16 protein-coding genes and 1 riboswitch are annotated in these 17,612 nt (G+C 49.0%); all 16 genes read right to left on the bottom strand.

The genetic code is table 11. From position 1 onward, the window contains the following. Nucleotides 1-6: 6 nt before the first annotated feature. Nucleotides 7-1,308, bottom strand: a complete 1,302-nt coding sequence (cbiE, locus tag J2T19_RS19775; RefSeq protein ID WP_307218753.1) for a precorrin-6y C5,15-methyltransferase (decarboxylating) subunit CbiE — start codon at nucleotides 1,306-1,308, stop codon at nucleotides 7-9. After that, the gene (locus J2T19_RS19770; protein WP_307218750.1) at nucleotides 1,271-2,422 is read right to left on the bottom strand and encodes a cobalt-precorrin-5B (C(1))-methyltransferase; all 1,152 of its coding nucleotides are present in this window, start codon (nucleotides 2,420-2,422) and stop codon (nucleotides 1,271-1,273) included. The genes cbiE and J2T19_RS19770 overlap by 38 nt, the downstream gene beginning before the upstream one ends. 890 nt (nucleotides 2,423-3,312) lie before the next feature. After that, nucleotides 3,313-3,960 (bottom strand): precorrin-8X methylmutase, encoded by a 648-nt coding sequence (locus J2T19_RS19765; protein WP_307218748.1) that lies wholly within the window; start codon nucleotides 3,958-3,960, stop codon nucleotides 3,313-3,315. Nucleotides 3,961-4,079: 119 nt separating this feature from the next. Next, nucleotides 4,080-4,850, bottom strand: coding sequence for a precorrin-6A reductase (cobK, locus tag J2T19_RS19760; protein ID WP_307218746.1), 771 nt, complete (start codon nucleotides 4,848-4,850; stop codon nucleotides 4,080-4,082). Then, complete coding sequence (locus J2T19_RS19755; RefSeq protein ID WP_307218744.1) at nucleotides 4,847-6,037, bottom strand: sirohydrochlorin chelatase; 1,191 nt, start codon at nucleotides 6,035-6,037, stop codon at nucleotides 4,847-4,849. The genes cobK and J2T19_RS19755 overlap by 4 nt, the downstream gene beginning before the upstream one ends. 282 nt (nucleotides 6,038-6,319) lie before the next feature. Continuing rightward, nucleotides 6,320-8,251, bottom strand: coding sequence for a precorrin-3B C(17)-methyltransferase (gene cobJ, locus J2T19_RS19750; protein ID WP_307218742.1), 1,932 nt, complete (start codon nucleotides 8,249-8,251; stop codon nucleotides 6,320-6,322). 334 nt (nucleotides 8,252-8,585) lie between these two features. Next, nucleotides 8,586-8,775: riboswitch (cobalamin riboswitch) on the bottom strand. Nucleotides 8,776-9,016: 241 nt separating this feature from the next. Further along, complete coding sequence (locus tag J2T19_RS19745) at nucleotides 9,017-9,841, bottom strand: uroporphyrinogen-III synthase (RefSeq protein WP_307218740.1); 825 nt, start codon at nucleotides 9,839-9,841, stop codon at nucleotides 9,017-9,019. A gap of 132 nt (nucleotides 9,842-9,973) precedes the next feature. Next, nucleotides 9,974-11,176, bottom strand: coding sequence for a GerAB/ArcD/ProY family transporter (locus tag J2T19_RS19740; RefSeq protein WP_307218738.1), 1,203 nt, complete (start codon nucleotides 11,174-11,176; stop codon nucleotides 9,974-9,976). Between the two features lie 46 nt (nucleotides 11,177-11,222). Next, entirely contained in the window at nucleotides 11,223-11,444 is a 222-nt protein-coding gene (locus J2T19_RS19735; RefSeq protein WP_307218736.1) for a hypothetical protein, read from the bottom strand. Further along, complete coding sequence (locus tag J2T19_RS19730) at nucleotides 11,437-12,633, bottom strand: Ger(x)C family spore germination protein (RefSeq protein WP_307218734.1); 1,197 nt, start codon at nucleotides 12,631-12,633, stop codon at nucleotides 11,437-11,439. The genes J2T19_RS19735 and J2T19_RS19730 overlap by 8 nt, the downstream gene beginning before the upstream one ends. Before the next feature lie 4 nt (nucleotides 12,634-12,637). After that, nucleotides 12,638-14,221, bottom strand: a complete 1,584-nt coding sequence (locus J2T19_RS19725) for a spore germination protein (protein ID WP_370874907.1) — start codon at nucleotides 14,219-14,221, stop codon at nucleotides 12,638-12,640. 246 nt (nucleotides 14,222-14,467) lie between these two features. Then, nucleotides 14,468-14,803, bottom strand: a complete 336-nt coding sequence (locus tag J2T19_RS19720) for a hypothetical protein (RefSeq protein WP_307218732.1) — start codon at nucleotides 14,801-14,803, stop codon at nucleotides 14,468-14,470. Between the two features lie 46 nt (nucleotides 14,804-14,849). Further along, the gene (locus J2T19_RS19715; RefSeq protein ID WP_307218730.1) at nucleotides 14,850-15,551 is read right to left on the bottom strand and encodes a pirin family protein; all 702 of its coding nucleotides are present in this window, start codon (nucleotides 15,549-15,551) and stop codon (nucleotides 14,850-14,852) included. Between the two features lie 269 nt (nucleotides 15,552-15,820). Further along, entirely contained in the window at nucleotides 15,821-16,234 is a 414-nt protein-coding gene (locus J2T19_RS19710) for a DoxX family protein (RefSeq protein WP_307218729.1), read from the bottom strand. Nucleotides 16,235-16,290: 56 nt separating this feature from the next. Then, a complete protein-coding gene (locus J2T19_RS19705) occupies nucleotides 16,291-17,151 on the bottom strand; it encodes a M56 family metallopeptidase (RefSeq protein ID WP_307218726.1) in 861 nt (286 codons plus the stop codon). A gap of 1 nt (nucleotide 17,152) precedes the next feature. Next, the gene (locus J2T19_RS19700; protein ID WP_056701974.1) at nucleotides 17,153-17,569 is read right to left on the bottom strand and encodes a BlaI/MecI/CopY family transcriptional regulator; all 417 of its coding nucleotides are present in this window, start codon (nucleotides 17,567-17,569) and stop codon (nucleotides 17,153-17,155) included. Nucleotides 17,570-17,612 lie beyond the last annotated feature (43 nt).

Raw genomic sequence — 17,612 nt, 5'->3', positions numbered from 1 at the left:
CACCGATCATTCTGCCGCTCCTGCTGTTGTTCCCGCTGCTGGTGCCTCTGTGTTCTCTGCAACAACATACTGTCCTGTAATCACATAAATCGGGTTCAGTCCGTCAAAACGAGTCATGTTCAAAATCGGCTTGCTACGCGCCGTCTGAAGCAACGTCACCGATGCGTCCATGCCTGCTTCGCGCATCGCCTTCATGCTGTCATGCAGCGTCTCAATTGTCGCTGCATTCACCACGATGCGTCCCTCTGGGCGCAGCCGGGACGCACATAGGGCGATCAGTTGCGCGAGTTCACCGCCGCTGCCACCGATGAACACCGCATCCGGATTCGGTAGTTCGTCCAGCCCTGCTGGTGCTTTGGCATGAAGGACGGTAAAGTCCGTTCGGAATTTCACTCGATTGGCCTCGATGTTGACGAGGTCACCTTCATTTTTTTCAATAGCGAAGACTTGTCCCTTCGGCGCGAGCCGTGTGCACTCCACAGCCACCGATCCTGAGCCTGCGCCGATATCCCAGACAACGCTATCCTCTGCGAGTTGCAGCTCCGATAAGCTGAACACACGCACTTCGCGCTTCGTGATTAGGCCTTTCTCCGGCTTGCGTTGGTGAAACTCTTCATCCGAGAAGCCAAATCCTTTGCGTGGTGCTGGTGCGTCCTTGCGGCGCAGCAATATAACTACATTTAGTGGGCTGCATTCGGCTGCCGCCAGCTCGTCCAATGTATAATGACGGGCACGTTCATCTGCCGCGCCCAGATTCTCAGCCACATAGGCGTCATATTCGGTCATGCCGAATTGTTGCAGATAGGCTGCAATGGCCGCCGGGCTGTTCTGCTCATCGGTGAGCAGCGCAACCTTGGCTTTGCCATCGATGCGCTGTGCGAGTCCCTTGAGCGGACGTCCGTGCACACTTTCGAGCACGGCGTCCTGCCAGCTCTCGCCGAGCTGGGCAAATGCGAGCTGCAGCGAGCTCAAATGAGGTCGGATCTGCAATTGATCCGAGCCAAGCTTACGCGCCAGATACCCGGCAATGCCGTAGAACAGCGGGTCTCCTGAAGCCAGCACAACAACATTTTGTGTGGCGTGAAGCGCTTTTATTTTCACAACAAGATCACTTAAACCACTCTTAATCGCAAGCTTCTCGCCTGCAAATGCAGGGAAGTGTTGCAGTAGACGTTCACCGCCAACAAGTACGTTAGCTGCTTGGATCATGTTCAAACATTCGGATGTCAGCCCCGCTGCACCGTCTTCGCCTATACCAATGATGTGGATTTTACGATCCTTTACTCCAGTTGTTGTCGTCAAGTTCACTGATTTCCGCCCTCCCAAGTTCCATTCCTTTCATCGTTACCAAGACCACTTCCACCGTCATGCCACCGCCTGCATGCTCCAGACAGTGCCGACAGGCATATGTACATAACCGCTCAAAATAGGGCAAATATCCTGCTTCGGTCATCATATCCGCTACCTGAGTCGCCGTGTTGGCTTCCTCGATCGCTTGCGCCAGCTCATCTCCGGCTCCCGTCTCCCGAGCGACGGACGCAAGAAATCCAAAATCCACCGGCGCACTCTTGGAATGTACCATCATGACACCTTGTGCCACCTTGGCAAACTTACCCGGCATGCCGACCAGACTGATGCGTTTCATCCCTAGCCGCTTGCCATGCTTGATCGCAAAGCCAACAAAATCGCCCATCTGAATAAAAGCTTCCTCCGGCAGTTCAGGCATCATCTTCATCGCATATTTCTCACTGCTTCCTCCAGTGGTCAGGACGATATGTTCACAACCGGAAGCCTGGGCTACCGAGATCGCCTGCACGACGCTGGCTTTGTACGCCGATGTGGAGAACGGTACAACTACGCCCCGTGTACCCAGAATCGAGATACCACCGAGAATGCCAAGTCGGGAATTCAGCGTTTTCTTCGCGATCTCTTCTCCGTCTGGCACGCTGATGACCACACGCACCCCTCGCGCTGTGCCATGTTCGGCGAGGACCTGCGTTACTGCTTCGGTGATCATGCGGCGCGGAACAGGATTAATCGCTGCTTCGCCAACTGGAACAGGCAATCCCGGCTTCGTCACACGCCCAACGCCGATTCCCCCATCCAGCTCCATCCCAGGTTCATCCCGCCAGGAGACGTGGGCAATAATCTTTGCGAGATGTGTTGCGTCCGGGTCATCGCCGGCATCCTTGATCGTGGCACAGGTTGCCACCCCATCCTTTAAGCTTTGCTCGATCAGTTCGAACGAGTGGTCAAAGCCTGCAGGGAGGGAGACGACAGCCTGTTCAGGCACGGTTCCGGTTAGCAGCAACTGCGTAGCCCCTTTCGCAACGGCTGTGGCACACGCCCCTGTGGTGAAGCCAGATCGCATCGGTTTGTCGGGATCGGGTGCTTCACCGCTTTTCATGCGTTTCTTCTCCATGGTCTCTGACCTCCCGTCCTTTCTTATCATTTCAATTGTCGGATGTACTTGAGGTAACTACGTTTGCCGCAGAGGGCGGAGACTCCGGGGTGGCCGCTCCGGGAACGGATCGTTCTTTCGATCGCCGTTGTCCCCAGATTTCTTGGATTCCCCTTATGCTAAGGGAGAAATCCGGGGACAAATGCGACCGCTCCGCTTCTACAGAATCGATTCCGTTCCCTGCGCTACCTCCTGCGTCTCTGGCACACTTCGTAAGTACAACAGTACATTCCTCCAGCCCTGATTTAAATGACTAAACCTGGGCTAGAGGGCATTTGGGGTAACTATTCATTCACCGCTACTAGTAGATCGCGGTGAATGGAGTTACTAATCCGTAGACCTTGCAGCTATTTTGACCATGGCACGTAGAGACATTACAGCCATGGATTAAATGGCTGACCTTGGCTGAAATGCATTTGGGTAACTATTCATTCACCGCTACTAGTAGATCGCGGTGAATGGAGTTACTAATTCACAGACCTCGCAGCCATTTTTACCTTGGCACGTAGAGACATTACAGCCACGGATTAAATGGCTGACCTTGGCTGAAATGCATTTGGGTAACTATTCAATCACCTCTACTAGTAGATCGCGGTGAATGGAGTTACTAGTCTACAGACCTCGCAGCCATTTTGACCATGGCACGTAGAGACATTACAGCCATGGATTAAATGGTTGACCTTGGCTGGAATGCATTGGGGTAACTATTCATTCACCTCTACTAGTAGATCGCGGTGAATGGAGTTACTAGTCCACAGACCTCGCAGCCATTTTGACCTTGATGATAGCTTGTTAGTTCAAACCTTGTAATTGATGAAACATGTGTCGAATGAGTAATCAAACAAGGAGCACTAGGATTTCATTGCCATGATTGAGATGGCGTTAAGGGCAGCGACGACGATGGTGCTGCCGCCTTTGCGGCCAATATTGGTGATGAATGGGATATCCAGTTTGCGCAGCTCATCCTTCGACTCAGCAGCGGATACGAATCCTACGGGCATACCAATGATCAAGCCGGGCTTCGCTTCGCCTTCTTTAACCAGACGGATTAGTTCCAGCAACGCAGTTGGTGCGTTACCAATCGCGTAGATCCCACCCTCGTATGCTTGGGTGGCTTTACGAGTGGAAATAATGGCACGCGTTGTGTTCAACCGTTTCGCTTCCTCCATCACATCTGGATCGGAGATATGTACATGCACGTCTCCGCCGAAGTTGCGAATGCGGTCTTTGCTCACGCCCGCTTGAATCATCTGCACATCGGCAATAACAGATTGTCCAGCACGCAGTGCTGCAATCCCGGCTTGGATCGCATCAGGGTGGAATACCATGCTCCGACCTAGTTCAAAATCAGCAGATGCGTGAATGACACGTTGCACGACTGGATACTGTTCATCCGTGAACGGATGCTCGCCCAGCTCCTCGGTAATCATCTCGAAGCTTTTGCCTTCAATCTCCTGTGGCTGTACTGTCAGAGGTTTGAATTCTGTTTTGAAATCCATCCTGCATTCACTCCTAAAAGGGATTATGAAAATCATTCATTTAAAATTAAATTTTGAAAATTTGGACTATATGTGCGTAATCAAAAGCGGACTTTTGGAACAACCTCTATATGTGCTGTTTATGGCACCAGTACACGGCTCAGCTCACTCAGTACACCATCAAATTCATCAAATACCGTTCCAAACTCCGCCTCAGGGCGTGAGATCAGCACCACATGAATGCCCAGCTCCAACGCAGATTGGATTTTCTCATCAACGGCTCCGGTTTTGCCGCTTTCCTTGGTGACCATAACGGTTGTGGCGTAATGCTTGTACAATGCTTCATTCATCTCACGTGAAAATGGCCCCTGCATCGCAATAATATTGCGTTGTTCCACACCTAGCTCATTGCATTTCTCCATATTATCGAGACGCGGAAGCATACGAGCAACGAGACGAATATCTGGGTCTCCGAGCAGGTGCTTCGTGAAAATTTGTAGTGTTTTGCTGCCTGTTGTTAGCATCACAGAACCCTTGAGCTCTTTCGCTTGCTGTGCCGCTTCATCATAGGAAGAAACCACATGTAACAACGGATGGTCGTCGTAGGCAAGTCCTGTACGCTCGTAACGAATGTAGGGAATGCCTGCTTGTTTGGCCGCTTCCATTGCATTGGCATGTGCTTCTTCAGCAAAGGGGTGGCTCGCATCTACGATGGCTTGACTTCCTTGTTTTTGTACCAGTTCTACCATGGCTTGAATCGTCAAACGACCTGTGCGTACCGGCAAACCTGCCTCAGACAGACTATTCGCTGCGCTCTCGGTCACTACAGATGTCAGCACCTCTGTACCTTGCTGCTGAATTTGTAATGCGAGCTCCCGCGCATCACTTGTTCCACATAACATGAAGATCATGAGCCCTTCACCTGCTCCTCCGCTACAGCAATCTGTGCGTTAGTTGTCTGCTCATCTGTCTCGGCATGTGAAGGCACATCATGTTGATGACCGGAAATGATTTCTTGATCATGATGAGTATGATGTAACTCGCCATCGTGATCGTGATGGAAATCAGGCGCCAGCCTCTGTTCGGCCTTCTCGTGTTCATGAGTGTGCTCGTGAGTATGCGTCTCTTCGTGGTGATGTGTATGCACATGATCGTGGTGATGATGGTCATGCCCGTGATCATGGTGATGGTCGTGATCATGATGGTGGTCATGATCATGATGATGATCGTGGTCATGATCGTGGTGGTGATGGTGATGTTTTGCCGCTTCCAGTCTGAACTGGCAATTATCACAGTTGGCAGCTACACGTCCATATAAGCCTTCGTTGGCTCTTTCTAGTACGACTTCCACCAGTTGTGGATGTAGACCGAAATATCCCCCGATCTCCACCTGAACATCTGGATGTGCTGCTGCAAATTCTGCCGTCATCTCATCAATACGTTTAATGAGCACACCTGTGAACAGGAAGTACGGCATCACGATAATTTTCTTCGCTCCGAGCAGAAGGCAACGTTGCAATCCATCTGGGAAGGAAGGCTGAGTTACACCGATAAAGCTACTTTCGGCCCACTTGTAGGGCAACTTCTCCCACAACATCCGCGTCATTTTGAAAAAGTCACTGTTCGCATCAGGGTCACTACTTCCTCTTCCAAGCACTAGGATCGCAGTTTCTTCATCCGTCGCCACCGGTGCAGTTGCTACAGCCGTTCCCCCGCCGGAACTTGCAGATACAGGCTGTGCTTCCTGCAAACGGGTCTGCATAATCTGAATGACCTTCTCGTGCACACCGATAGGACGTCCATAGATGAATTCCACTTGAGGATAACGCGCTTTGGCACGGTCAATGGCATTTGGAATATCGATTTTGGCATGACCTGCTGCGAACAAAATAATAGGTACGAGCACGACGCGAGTCGCTCCCTTTTCTACACATGCCGTTACGCCTTGGGCAATACCTGGTTTAGCTAACTCCAAAAAACAAGTTTCCACAATCGTATTCTTCGGTGCTTTCTCTGCCACTGAGTTTGCAAACTCCATTAACTCCCGGTTTCCCTCGGGATCACGGCTACCGTGTCCCACCAGCAATATCGCATTCATCTCCGGATAATTCCTCCCTAGCCTGATCTACGGATCTAGGCATCTCATCAAATAGTGTTTGTGTTCCATTCATTGCACATCAACAACAATTGCATGTTTCTACATTTTCATTTCATGGTGTAGTCCAGCTACTCTCTTCTATATAACAACGTGTTGGTATCACTCGATTCTGGGCTATCCAGCTCGAACTGAAAGGTGACTTAGATCGCATTCTCTGCAAAAAAAAGATCTTATTGAACACACATTTATCACCTTGTGAGTTCTTTTCTGCCTCGCAGAAGATTAGTCGCCACAGATCGGATTAACTTCCACCGTAACGGGTGCATCCACATGACGGAAGCCTTGAATCATGCCAACACGTTTGAAAAATTTATGAAAACGTTCATTCGGATGTCCTTTTTCTCGATACTCTGCAACAATCCGTTCCACAATGCCACCAATCTCATCTCCCGTAATGCCTTCAGCCACGGGTTGTGCAGGATGAGCATTACGTCCGAATTTCTTACCGCCAAGGAACAGGTCATACCCGCCTTTGCGATACACAATACCGATATCCTCAAGCACCGCACCATAACAAGCCATCCCACATCCATTGAGGGCAACGCTTGTTTCCTTCGGAGCATTCAATCCGCCAATAACGGCCTGCAAATGATTAGCCATCGGCACAGCATCATCCTTCTCCATGTCACAGAAGTCACATGCTTTCACTTTAATGACATCCCCGATCGGTACTACGATAAAGTTCGCTGCCCGCAGCTCATCTACGAGTTGATCCGGCTCAAAGGTTGGCACTCGCAAAATAATCTGGTGCTCTGGTGTATACTCCAGCTCCCCATCTTCACTCGCACACTGTGCGAGCAGTGCCATCTGCGCAGCAGTGAACTTCTTGTTGCCGACGCCAGGCGATACGCCAACTTCGAACAGCGGCGGCTTCTGCCCTGGTGCGGGCGTAGTGCGAACCGCCGTAGTGACCGCGGCCTGCAGTGCTTCGCCGCTCACGCCAGGCGCAGCAGGCGCTGCGTCCAGCCAGCGGCGAGGGGACTCGCCCGCCAGGGCACCGCCTGCCGCGAGCCGCGTTAGCGCTTCCGCCGCCAGCGCAGCTGCGCCCGCTTGCGGCGAAGCAACGGCTGCGCGCTGTGCGGCATCTGCCGGTGCTGACGCTGGCCGCTCGCCAGCGAGCACGGCGGTGCCGCCGCCAGCCGGGTGCGATGCCTGCGCAGCAAAGGCTCCTGCACCGGCAGGCGGCTGGCTCTGCGGAGCTGGGCCTGTTCCGGCGCTAACGCCGGGCATGGCTTGCTCCGCCTGGGGCTTCGCGGCTTGTGCTTCGCGAGCCGCGTCCGCGCCCGCTGCCTCACCGGAGGTGGTAGCGCGGGCTTCTCTTGCGCCGAGCGACCATGGCTCGGCTTCGGTGCGAAGTCGCTCATGAGGTCTGAGCGACTGTTCCGCGGTATTCAGCGTGTATTTGCGCTGATATCCACGCGGAGTGACCATGAGTCCTTCGTACATCATGGTCGAGGAGTTACCGATGATCACGGTGGTCAGCATACCGATCTCATGATTAAGCATGTCCTCCAGGGTAGTCATGACAATGTCCTGACGATCCCGGTAAGCGCTTTTGACTAATCCAACTGGAGTCTTGGGATCACGGTAACGAAGCAGCATTTCCTGTGTCTCAACAATTTGACGTGTTCTCCGCCCACTGCGCGGGTTATAGAGTGCAATGACAAAGTCTGCTGATGCCGCTGCTTCAACCCGGCGAATAATCGTATCCCATGGGGTAAGATGGTCACTTAAGCTGATCGTACACGCATCATGCATCACTGGTGCGCCAAGTAGCGATGCACAGGAATTGATAGCCGATACACCTGGGATGACTTCAACGGCAACGCCGCTCTCAGGCTTCCATCCCTGTTCCATCAACACCTCATAGACTAGACCTGCCATACCGTATACGCCGGCGTCACCACTGGAGATTACCGCAACAATTTTGCCCATTTCGGCCTGTCTAACCGCTTCTTGAGCCCGACTTACTTCCTCTGTCATCCCCGTCCGCACGATCGCTTGTCCGTTTAACAACGGCCGAATGAGATCGACATACGTGTTATAGCCGATGATAACCTCGCTCTCCTGAAGCGCCTCCAGTGCACGATTCGTAATATGTTCCATCGCGCCTGGGCCAAATCCGATGACCAACAACTTACCTTGACCTTGCATCGCTTCTCCTCCTCCATCTCCCTGAGTAAACCTAAACATTCCATAATTCCGTTCAGCAACTTCTATATAAATAGGCTTCATGAAACAGCTTTTTGTTCAAAAATGGACAAGTGCATTCGATCAACAACAAATCATATCTCATTCTCTTAAAATCAAAAAAATCCCATCCTACAATCGGATGGGATACGTATGTACGTACACTCAAGAAAACAACCACAAGACGTGAATACAGAGCATCGTCTAGTTGTTGATACGCCAAATAAAAGGCCTACCAGGCGAACCGTCTGTCCGCCTGTTTCCTGATTATTCGTACACCACTCCTTTCCGCGAAGGGTTTGGTGACACATGTAAGGTAGGTCTCCTGGCTCTGGATCATTAGCTTCTTCTTCTGCCTTCCCCGAATAACGAGTGACATCAACCAAAAAAGAGCTTCACCATTACAGTGGCGGGACCGCTCGGGATTTGCACCCGATTCCCTGTTATCTCTTGCCTGACGCAAGAGCACCTTACTTGTTTTCAGATATGAGCAAAATGCTGAATAATTTGTTTTATCATAACATCGCTGTGGAAAAAATGTCCACGTTTAAGATCAGGATGAACCGCTTACCTTTTCTCCGTTAATACAGAATCCATTGGTATACGACAACGGGTAAACAGCAAAAATCCTGACCCAAAAATGGATCAGGATGACCTATTCATACAATGAAGCACAGTATGATCTATGTTCAAACTCGTCTTAGCATGCTTATATTTGTTGATTGTCGCTTATGCTTTGTCCACGTGTGCAGCAGCATAATAACGTCCTAGCTCCACGATCAGGGCACCCATCTTCTCTTCTTCTGGCACAACAAGTGCCTCAATACCCTCTTCACGCATCGCATTCGCCGTAACTTTACCTACAGAAGCAGGAACGACCCCTTCACGAAAAGCTTGCAGCATCTGTTCTAGCTTCCCCTGGGATGTGGCATATGCCGTCAAAAAGCGAACCTGGGGTCCACTTGTAAAGGCTACCGCATCAACCTCACGATTCACAATCTCATTCAATAGCTGTTCCAACTCATGATCCTCTGGAGGGACGTGGCGGTAAGGCAACACTTGTCGAACCTCTGCACCTTGTTCTTGCAGCCAGTTTACCAGCTTCGGTGCTGTCTCACCATGTAGCTGTAGTATTACTTTTTTCCCTGCAAGATCATGTGATTCCAATTCCCGAATTAACCCATCTGTACTGCCATCATCATCCCGAACTAATGGACTCAGCTTCCGCTTGCGAAGTGCATTCACCGTCTTGTATCCACGCGCTGCAATGGATGATTCAGATAAAGCGTCCAATAATTGACCCGCAACTTCCATGTCCTCTGCCATATCAAATAGCGCATCCAAACCCATACCTGTTGTTAGTACAGCCCAATCCGGTGTATCAGAGATCCAAGATACGAGGCCATCGCGAATATTCCGATCATCCAAAAACACCGTTCCCTGCGCAGGTCGCACGAGTGGGATTCCACCCATTTTCTCGACGAGCAGGGACATTTCCTTCGATTTGCGTGGTCCTGTAAGTGCTACACGTATGCCTGCCAAATGTTGAGCCATTCAAGTTCCCCCCAGTTCGTTCAGCCGAACGTTCTTCAGTCTGACTACAGTATACAGGGTAGTCCTGTGGAGGGAAACCTTGTTCATGCCATTAGGTGCATGTTCAGCTATAACGTTTTTTTATGAAATGGATCAGGAAGGCTGAAGCTCTCCCGTTTGATGATCTGTATTCTCATCACTTTTCTTCTGATCTTGCGAAGTGGATTCTTTTGAATCCGGCGTATGCCTGTGTCCTCCACTATTGCCACTCTCCTTCGCCGCAGAGGGTTGTCGATCTTGTTTGCGAGGATGCAGAAACAGAAATATTAAGATCGGTAACAACACCTCAAACAAAATGGCGACCCACGTCCATTCTCTTGTAAATCGAAAGAGTTGGATTGCATTCCGGAAGAACCAGAACGCACAGACAAAACCAAGCAAGGCAATTGGCCCAGTTAACACCTTACCGGATACTTTCGGAATCATTCGTTTCATACCCCAGCAGACAAAGTAGAGATCAAACGCAATTTTCGTAATCATGGTCGGTAGCGTTGCTGCAGCTAGCGCTAGGTCGAACCGATCAAGAAAGTCACTCACTTGTAGCTGCCTTGCCAATTCATACGAAGGGTATACTAGCCTCGATGCAATAGGAACCCCGATCGATGTGATCGTTTCAACGACGATTAGCATCATTAACAGCGCAGCAATCGTTACTCCCCAGAACACGGATTTAAACCGAAAGTCACTGCCTTTCACCACAAACGGCAAGGCCACCATCTCTCCAAAAAAGGACATTAGGTACCAACTACCTTTGCCAACACCGCCCATATCAATATCAAAATACGGCATCAAATTATCCAAGTCGATCTGCTGGATGAGCATAAAGGGAACGATGATCGAGTTCAACAAAAATAACGTAATGTACAGCTCTGACATCCCAATTAACGAGCCCAGTCCACCCCTCACAATAAATACAGCCATGACCATCAGCGTTAGAATGATGATGGATATCGGAGTAGTCTCCAGCAAGGTGATGCTAACGTAGTCACCAATTAACCGAATATCGCGAGCAAATATAAAAAGGAAAAACATGATGTACAACAGAGCCGTCACCCGACCCATAAACGGATGTCGTACAACGAGTGATTCAAATAGATCTTGATTCGGAAACCGCCGCTGGACTCGACTCAACATCCAGAGAACCGAAATCATCACCAAAAACACGGGGATATAAGACAGATACGCATGCTGTTCAGCATAATATATCGCCTGTGCATGTGGCTGTATTAATGTGGTTGTGATGCTAAGCAGCATGACCAGCAGAATCAGTTGACGATGGGTGACTGCCTGATTCATAACATGTCTCCTTTCTTTCGGATATGATCATCCCGATTGGAATCGATTAGGGTAATGGCAACCAGTGTTGAATGAAGTGGGTTAGCCATACAGAAATGAAAAACGTTTTGCTTAAATTGGTGACGTAGAAAAAGATCCCCGTACTAAACCCAATGATGGTGTACGATATCCAGCGATTAATCGCCGCCGCCTGCTTCAGATGTTTGAAGTCCATCCAGAGCACGAGTACAACCATGAATAAATAGGTAAAGAGAAGTGGTTTAATCATGAACGATCTCCTCCTCACCAACACCAATCGGTTTATTCACAATGCCAACATTTTCAATGATGATATGTGGCTCAACGATCACTTTCACATCAGGGTACACATCGCTCCAGCGATCTTTCATCTTCTCCCACTCTTTGGGAAGTTGCTGATGAATAGACCGACCTAGACCGAGGATGTCCGCATTGTATTTGGTCTGTATTAGTCGTACACCCTCCTCAATGTCCTGTTTGATCTTCGTATGAACAGCTTCAGTCAATTTCGTAATCTCCCCCTCTCGGAGGTCGCCATAATTGGATTCGTTATCAACCAATACTCCCTTGGCATACATTTTGATGGTCACGGTGACTTTTCCATTTTTAATCTGAGGATCAAACGAAGAATTGTTCTCATTTAGCTTAACGAACAGGTTTCCTTCCCCGCGGGGAGCCTTGATCATAACTTCTGGGGCATTGGCTTCACCCATCGCCAGAATAAGTGCATCCGCAGCTTCCTTTTCAACCATCCCCACCAGCTTGTCTTTCTTGAAAACCGCTAGCCCATCCAGCTTAATATTGGTTTTGACGTTCTTCCAGTCTTTAGGGACATTCTCGACTACGGAAGCGATGGGGAGAAAGGGATCAATGCCTTCGCTAAGGATGGCATCGATAAAAATTTTGAGCGAACGAGGTGTACGCATGTTCAGGAAGCACAGCTCACGCACCATCTCTGAAGGGAACTTCTCAATTGGCGCATCTGTGTCCAAAACCTTATGGGCAGCCCCCCTCGTTACAATCGGCATGGCTGATAAACGATTGAGCGGATAACGTGTTAATAGATCCAGCATCGGGGCAACGCCCTCGCGAGCTAGGTCCTCGCCAATCATTAATGTTCGGCGGTGTGCATAGTAGAGCTGGCGCGATAGTGCCTTCTGTCCTTTATTTGAGGTTCCCCGTAACGTCTCGGAAGTATTGGACAACATAAACCATGGTTTATCACCACTTGTGCCTCCCCCGCCTCCTTCACTTCCCGAAGCCCCCGATTGTCCAGGTAAGGCAATCTGTAGGCTTGTTCGATATAGCTGTTCTTCCTTATCCACCGCAATTCCAATGACAAAGGCAACATCATTAATTTCTCTTCGATCCCAGCATCCCGTCAGCAGAGTGCTCAGCAACAATATTCCTACTAGAAGATATCTTCGTATGAATAACATGCACTCACCACCCCTCTTCGGATTCAGGCGTACCGTTGATATTCGTATTCATCCTCTTCTGATCACGGTGAACGGTAGAAGGACGATTAATCATCTTCCACCAAGGAGCACGCATGACAATATCCTTGGTATCTGTCTTGCTATACGGGCTAAGGCCCGATAAATATGGAACGCCAAAGGAGGTCATCTGTGTTAGATGTACCGAGATAAGTACCAACCCAATGACAATGCCGTACAATCCGAGTGCCCCAGCAAGCAACATGATCGGAAAGCGCAATAAACGAACCGTAATAGCAAAATTGAACCGAGGAATGGTAAACGATGCAATCCCTGTCATGGAAACGATAATAACCATCGGTGCAGATACAATTCCTGCCTGAACAGCTGCTTGCCCGATTACCAAAGCACCGAGGATACTGACGGCTTGGCCTACTGTTTTGGGTAACCTGACCCCGGCTTCCCGCAGAGCTTCGAAGGATAATTCCATAATGAGCGCTTCGACTAAGGCTGGAAAAGGAATGGCCTCCCTCGCCCCTGCAATACTGAGTATCAAAGTCGTTGGCAACATATCCTGATGGAAGGTCGTAATTGAGATATAAAGAGCGGGTAAAAACAAAGCAATCGCCACAAATAAAAACCGAATCCAGCGAATAAGGTTACTAATGAAGAACCGTTCATAATAATCCTCGCTCGCCTGAAGCATCTGCCACATCGTCACTGGCCCAATTAAGGCAAACGGACTTCCATCTACAAAAATGGCAAACCGACCTTCCAGCAAATTACCTGCAACCGTATCCGGTCGTTCGGTGTAATGCATCTGTGGAAATGGGGAATACGGATGGTCTTCGATCAGTTCCTCTATATATCCCGTCTCCAAAATCCCATCGATCTTAATCTTGTTGAGACGCTTCTTCACATCCTTGATCAGCTTCGGATCTGCAACATCATCTAGATAGGACAACACCACATTGGTTTTGGTGTCCGATCCGATGGTCATGCTCAGCATTTTAAGCGTAGGCGTCTTGAGCTTAAACCGCAGCAGCGCGGTATTTACACGTAGTGTCTCCGTGAATCCTTCCCGTGGACCGCGAATAACCGACTCCGTCTGTGGCTCCTCGACACCGCGCCGGACGCCGCCTTTGACATTGAACAGCCATGCCTCCTTACTACCATTCATCAACAGTAGTGCTGAGGATTCCAGTACACCGTCTGCCGCCTCTGCCCACGTCGCTACTTTCTTCACCTGAGACAGAGCAACACGGGTATCATCCAAGGGAGCTTCTGGTTCATTCGTGCGCTGCTCCACCAGACCACGAATGAGAGGACGTAACATATGCTCCTGAATATCTGTGGAGTTAACGATACCTTCAATATATACAATGACGCCCTGAACCTCGGGTGAGATCATGACATTGCGAAAGACCACATCTGAGCAATCCGAGAAAATGTCCTTAACCGCCAGCATATGGCTTTCATGTGTCAGACCAATCGGCTGTCGTAAAATGGGCGGGGACGGTAATCCCAATGGGATATGAGTCTTCTCTTCTTCGTGCCGGGAACCGCTTTTCCCCGATGTATGATCCGCCATATACCGTCCCTCCTCTCTTGTTTTTATACAAGGTAGCTTGTGCCAGAAAGAACAGAATTATGTGGACTGATCTAAAACTTTGGTAGATATCTATGTCGAAGCCTGTGAACGTATAGGATACTCACCTGAGAATTCAGCTCCTAACATTTCGGAACAACAAAAAAAGGAACCCTGAACATACAGGATTCCTCACGTTGTTGAAAGCTCGGCAACTCACTTTTGATTTATTCGTTCGATCATACTGGTCTAGTCTGCAAAATAGTCTTCAGGCACATAACGAATCTCTGAACCTGCAAATATAGTAAGTGCTTGACTTTCCTTGTTATACTCCACCTTGTCCCCTTGTACATAATACCAATGCTTCACCAGGGGCTGATCTTTACGTTGTACAAATCGAAACACATTCAGCTCCTGTCTGAGCTCCAGAATCTGCTCGATTGTCTGCTGGTCTAGCCCTGTGACAGTAAATATAAAGTGGGTTCCATCATGCTGATAGCGATAGGACGACGTATCTGTTTTGCTATTCACCAGTCCTCGTCCTGTCACTGCATGTTTAACCATAAACCACTCTTGCTGTGTCATATACGCATCCCCTATTCTTCGAATTTATCCAAGCCGGTTCGATTCATTAAGGTAGATCAATCAACATGAAAAATACATCATCGCTCGCTTGAAGCTCCAACGATGGCGTCTCTTCTACACGAGCGGTATCACCGGTAGACAGTTGGAATTCTCCGTTCAACTCAAGCTTGCCTTCAATGGAAAAAATGTAGCTGCGCCGACCAGCTGCCTGCTGAAATGACAGCGTATCCCCTTTACTCAAACGACTGAGGTAAATGGTCATGTCCTGCTGGATGGATGCAATTCGAGGCCCGCCCTCTGCAGATACGATTGGAACAAGCTGACCCGTAAGCGCATCTGGATCAAACGAAGTCGTCTCATAGGATGGTTTCAGCCCTCTAGTGTGCGGCATAAACCAGAGCTGGAGTAAGCGTACCTCCTCCTGATCTGAAGCATTATGCTCGGTATGAATGACTCCACTGCCCGCAGACATCCGTTGAATGCCACCAAATGATGTGACCGCCACATTACCCAAATTATCCTCATGGCGTAGTTTACCGTTTAATACAATTTTCACGATCTCCATATCACTATGCGGATGTGCGCCGAAACCACGACCTGGAGCAATGACATCATCGTTAGCTACGCGCATTGGACCAAAAGCAGTGTTCTTAGGATCTTGATATTCTCCAAAAGAAAAGCTGTGACTACCACGTAACCAGCCCCGATCAAAGCTTGAACGGGCATCAGATGGAATAAGGTTAATCATGGAGCGCATCCTCCTCAACATTCTTATTTTTTCTTAGTAGCATACTTATTCTCATTGTACCAAAAACGTAGTCCCATCGTCCAAAACAAAAAAGCCTTGTCCACTTATCTTCATTCCCGTAATATTACCCGGAATTCCGACAAGCGAGGCAAGGCTGACTTTGACGATATATCATGACATGATTTATTATTGCTAACCCTATCTAATAGGTGTCATAACAGTCTACTTTTACTTTAGACTTAGATTCACTGTAGACTCATTATCCCAAGTTAAGCACTCACGTTCTGTCGTACATTCCCCTGTCTAGATAAGAGCTGATCCAACGCCAAGAAACGGCTACCCGCAAACAGCAAAGTTAGGGAACCTGCCAGAAGCATATAATCTAGTTCGGTTCCGTTCAAGAATGGTGCACCCACTTTGGCTGTGAACAGTGCACCTACCATAATAGCAACAAATGCTGCGGCAAATACACGTGTGCCTAAACCAAGGATCATTGCTACACCTCCAGCCAGCTCAATAACCGCCACAACCGAGGCGAGGAATCCAGGGACACCAATGCTCTCAAAGAAACCAACCGTACCGCTAATCCCACCTTCGAATTTGCTCCAGCCGTGCAATACAAAGATCAATCCAATCATAATTCTAGAAAAGAACAATCCAATCTCTACAGTTCTCGCATTCATATCCATCATCCTCCTACATATTCATATCGTTTCAAGTGACATCTTCTCCATGTATCTCACCCAATAGACCAAACAAACAGGGCAGAAAGTAACAAGATTACGGTAGCCGATGTCAGAACTGCATAACGTGGCAGAATCAATCTGACATCTTGTTCGGGATCCAGCAGTCTAGATATACGGACATTGACCGACGTATCAGCAAACGATGATTGAGCCGCCATTCCTTTGGCGTGCCATTGTTCTGGATAGGCACGGATAAGCTTGAGCAAGGCACTGCCAATCCCCACTGCATTACCCGTACGTTCGATAGCTTCATTATCTGCCAAAATCTCTCTAACCACATGGTAGTGCTTGGACGTATGCTTCAATACAGGCAGGTAAGGCATCATGATGGCAAACACCGACAACAACGTTGTCTTTAGTGGGTCACGGTGCCATAGATGGTGAACCTCATGATATACCACTGCAGTTTCTTCCTCTGCATCAAGCATACTTAGCAGTCCAGTGGATAACACAATATAAGGTTTCCAGAGGCCGATCGTAAATGCAACTGGTGACCGCTTGTCCACGATAATAAAGCCTGGGTGTTTCAGATGCTGATACGTTGCTTCGAATTCCCTCGACAGTGCCACATTCTCCAGCGTACGAAGCTTCTGAATTGCTGCTCTTGTCTGCATCATCCGATCCAATAACAACCCACCTGTTCCAGCAAATGTGAGACACACCAACACGAGCAGAACATGTCCTACGGATACCCAGCCTAACCGGCTCATCCAGTGATTGCATAGCCAGAGTAGATTAAACGGGATATCCCACCCGAAAATTTTGTACATCGCGTACATAAACATCTGCATGAACACAAACAACGGAATGCCAATGCCGACGGTAAACAGTAGCTTCGAGCGAGCTCTCCACATGTCAGTTGCTATCCTTTTTCCATTGTTTAATCTTCTGCTCCAGTCGTTCAATCAAACTTGAATCTGCTTCCTCCAATGCATCCAGCATATGATTCAACGCCAGAGCACCAAATTCATCCACCAGTTCATGGGACAGCTCTTTGGACTGGTTGTTCATGAACTCCTCCTTGCTCTGTACTGGCTGGTACAATGACGTTCTACCCTTCTGCGTCTTGCCGAGCAGCCCCTTGTCCACGAGGCGATTCATCACCGTCATCACCGTATTAAAATTAACATCCTTGTCCTTCTCCAGTGCGGCTTGAACCTCGCGAATACTGCTTCCCGGACGAGCCCACAAAATATCCATAATCTTCGCTTCCAGCGGGCCAAAAAAACGATTCAGCCCACGTTCACCTACTTTGAAATTATTTATTCTCATTTCCGACACCCCTCACACTACCCATTGTAGTGCCATCAAGTAA

It is taken from the genome of Paenibacillus tundrae (assembly GCF_030812775.1).
Classification (GTDB): Bacteria; Bacillota; Bacilli; order Paenibacillales; family Paenibacillaceae; genus Paenibacillus; species Paenibacillus tundrae_A.
Note: the sequence above shows the minus strand (reverse complement) of the source record. Positions and strands in the feature narration are given on the sequence as shown.

Bases quoted from the DNA above. Each gene is read 5' to 3' on its own strand.
- J2T19_RS19740 (WP_307218738.1), bottom strand. From the start codon at position 11,176: ATGAATCAGGCAGTCACCCATCGTCAACTGATTCTGCTGGTCATGCTG.
- J2T19_RS19700 (WP_056701974.1), bottom strand. From the start codon at position 17,569: ATGAGAATAAATAATTTCAAAGTAGGTGAACGTGGGCTGAATCGTTTT.
- J2T19_RS19715 (WP_307218730.1), bottom strand. From the start codon at position 15,551: ATGATTAACCTTATTCCATCTGATGCCCGTTCAAGCTTTGATCGGGGC.
- J2T19_RS19745 (WP_307218740.1), bottom strand. From the start codon at position 9,841: ATGGCTCAACATTTGGCAGGCATACGTGTAGCACTTACAGGACCACGC.
- cobJ (WP_307218742.1), bottom strand. From the start codon at position 8,251: ATGCAAGGTCAAGGTAAGTTGTTGGTCATCGGATTTGGCCCAGGCGCG.
- J2T19_RS19725 (WP_370874907.1), bottom strand. From the start codon at position 14,221: ATGGCGGATCATACATCGGGGAAAAGCGGTTCCCGGCACGAAGAAGAG.
- J2T19_RS19720 (WP_307218732.1), bottom strand. From the start codon at position 14,803: ATGACACAGCAAGAGTGGTTTATGGTTAAACATGCAGTGACAGGACGA.
- J2T19_RS19730 (WP_307218734.1), bottom strand. From the start codon at position 12,633: ATGTTATTCATACGAAGATATCTTCTAGTAGGAATATTGTTGCTGAGC.
- J2T19_RS19770 (WP_307218750.1), bottom strand. From the start codon at position 2,422: ATGGAGAAGAAACGCATGAAAAGCGGTGAAGCACCCGATCCCGACAAA.
- J2T19_RS19735 (WP_307218736.1), bottom strand. From the start codon at position 11,444: ATGATTAAACCACTTCTCTTTACCTATTTATTCATGGTTGTACTCGTG.
- J2T19_RS19765 (WP_307218748.1), bottom strand. From the start codon at position 3,960: ATGGATTTCAAAACAGAATTCAAACCTCTGACAGTACAGCCACAGGAG.
- cobK (WP_307218746.1), bottom strand. From the start codon at position 4,850: ATGATCTTCATGTTATGTGGAACAAGTGATGCGCGGGAGCTCGCATTA.
- J2T19_RS19705 (WP_307218726.1), bottom strand. From the start codon at position 17,151: ATGTGGAGAGCTCGCTCGAAGCTACTGTTTACCGTCGGCATTGGCATT.
- J2T19_RS19710 (WP_307218729.1), bottom strand. From the start codon at position 16,234: ATGAATGCGAGAACTGTAGAGATTGGATTGTTCTTTTCTAGAATTATG.
- J2T19_RS19755 (WP_307218744.1), bottom strand. From the start codon at position 6,037: ATGAATGCGATATTGCTGGTGGGACACGGTAGCCGTGATCCCGAGGGA.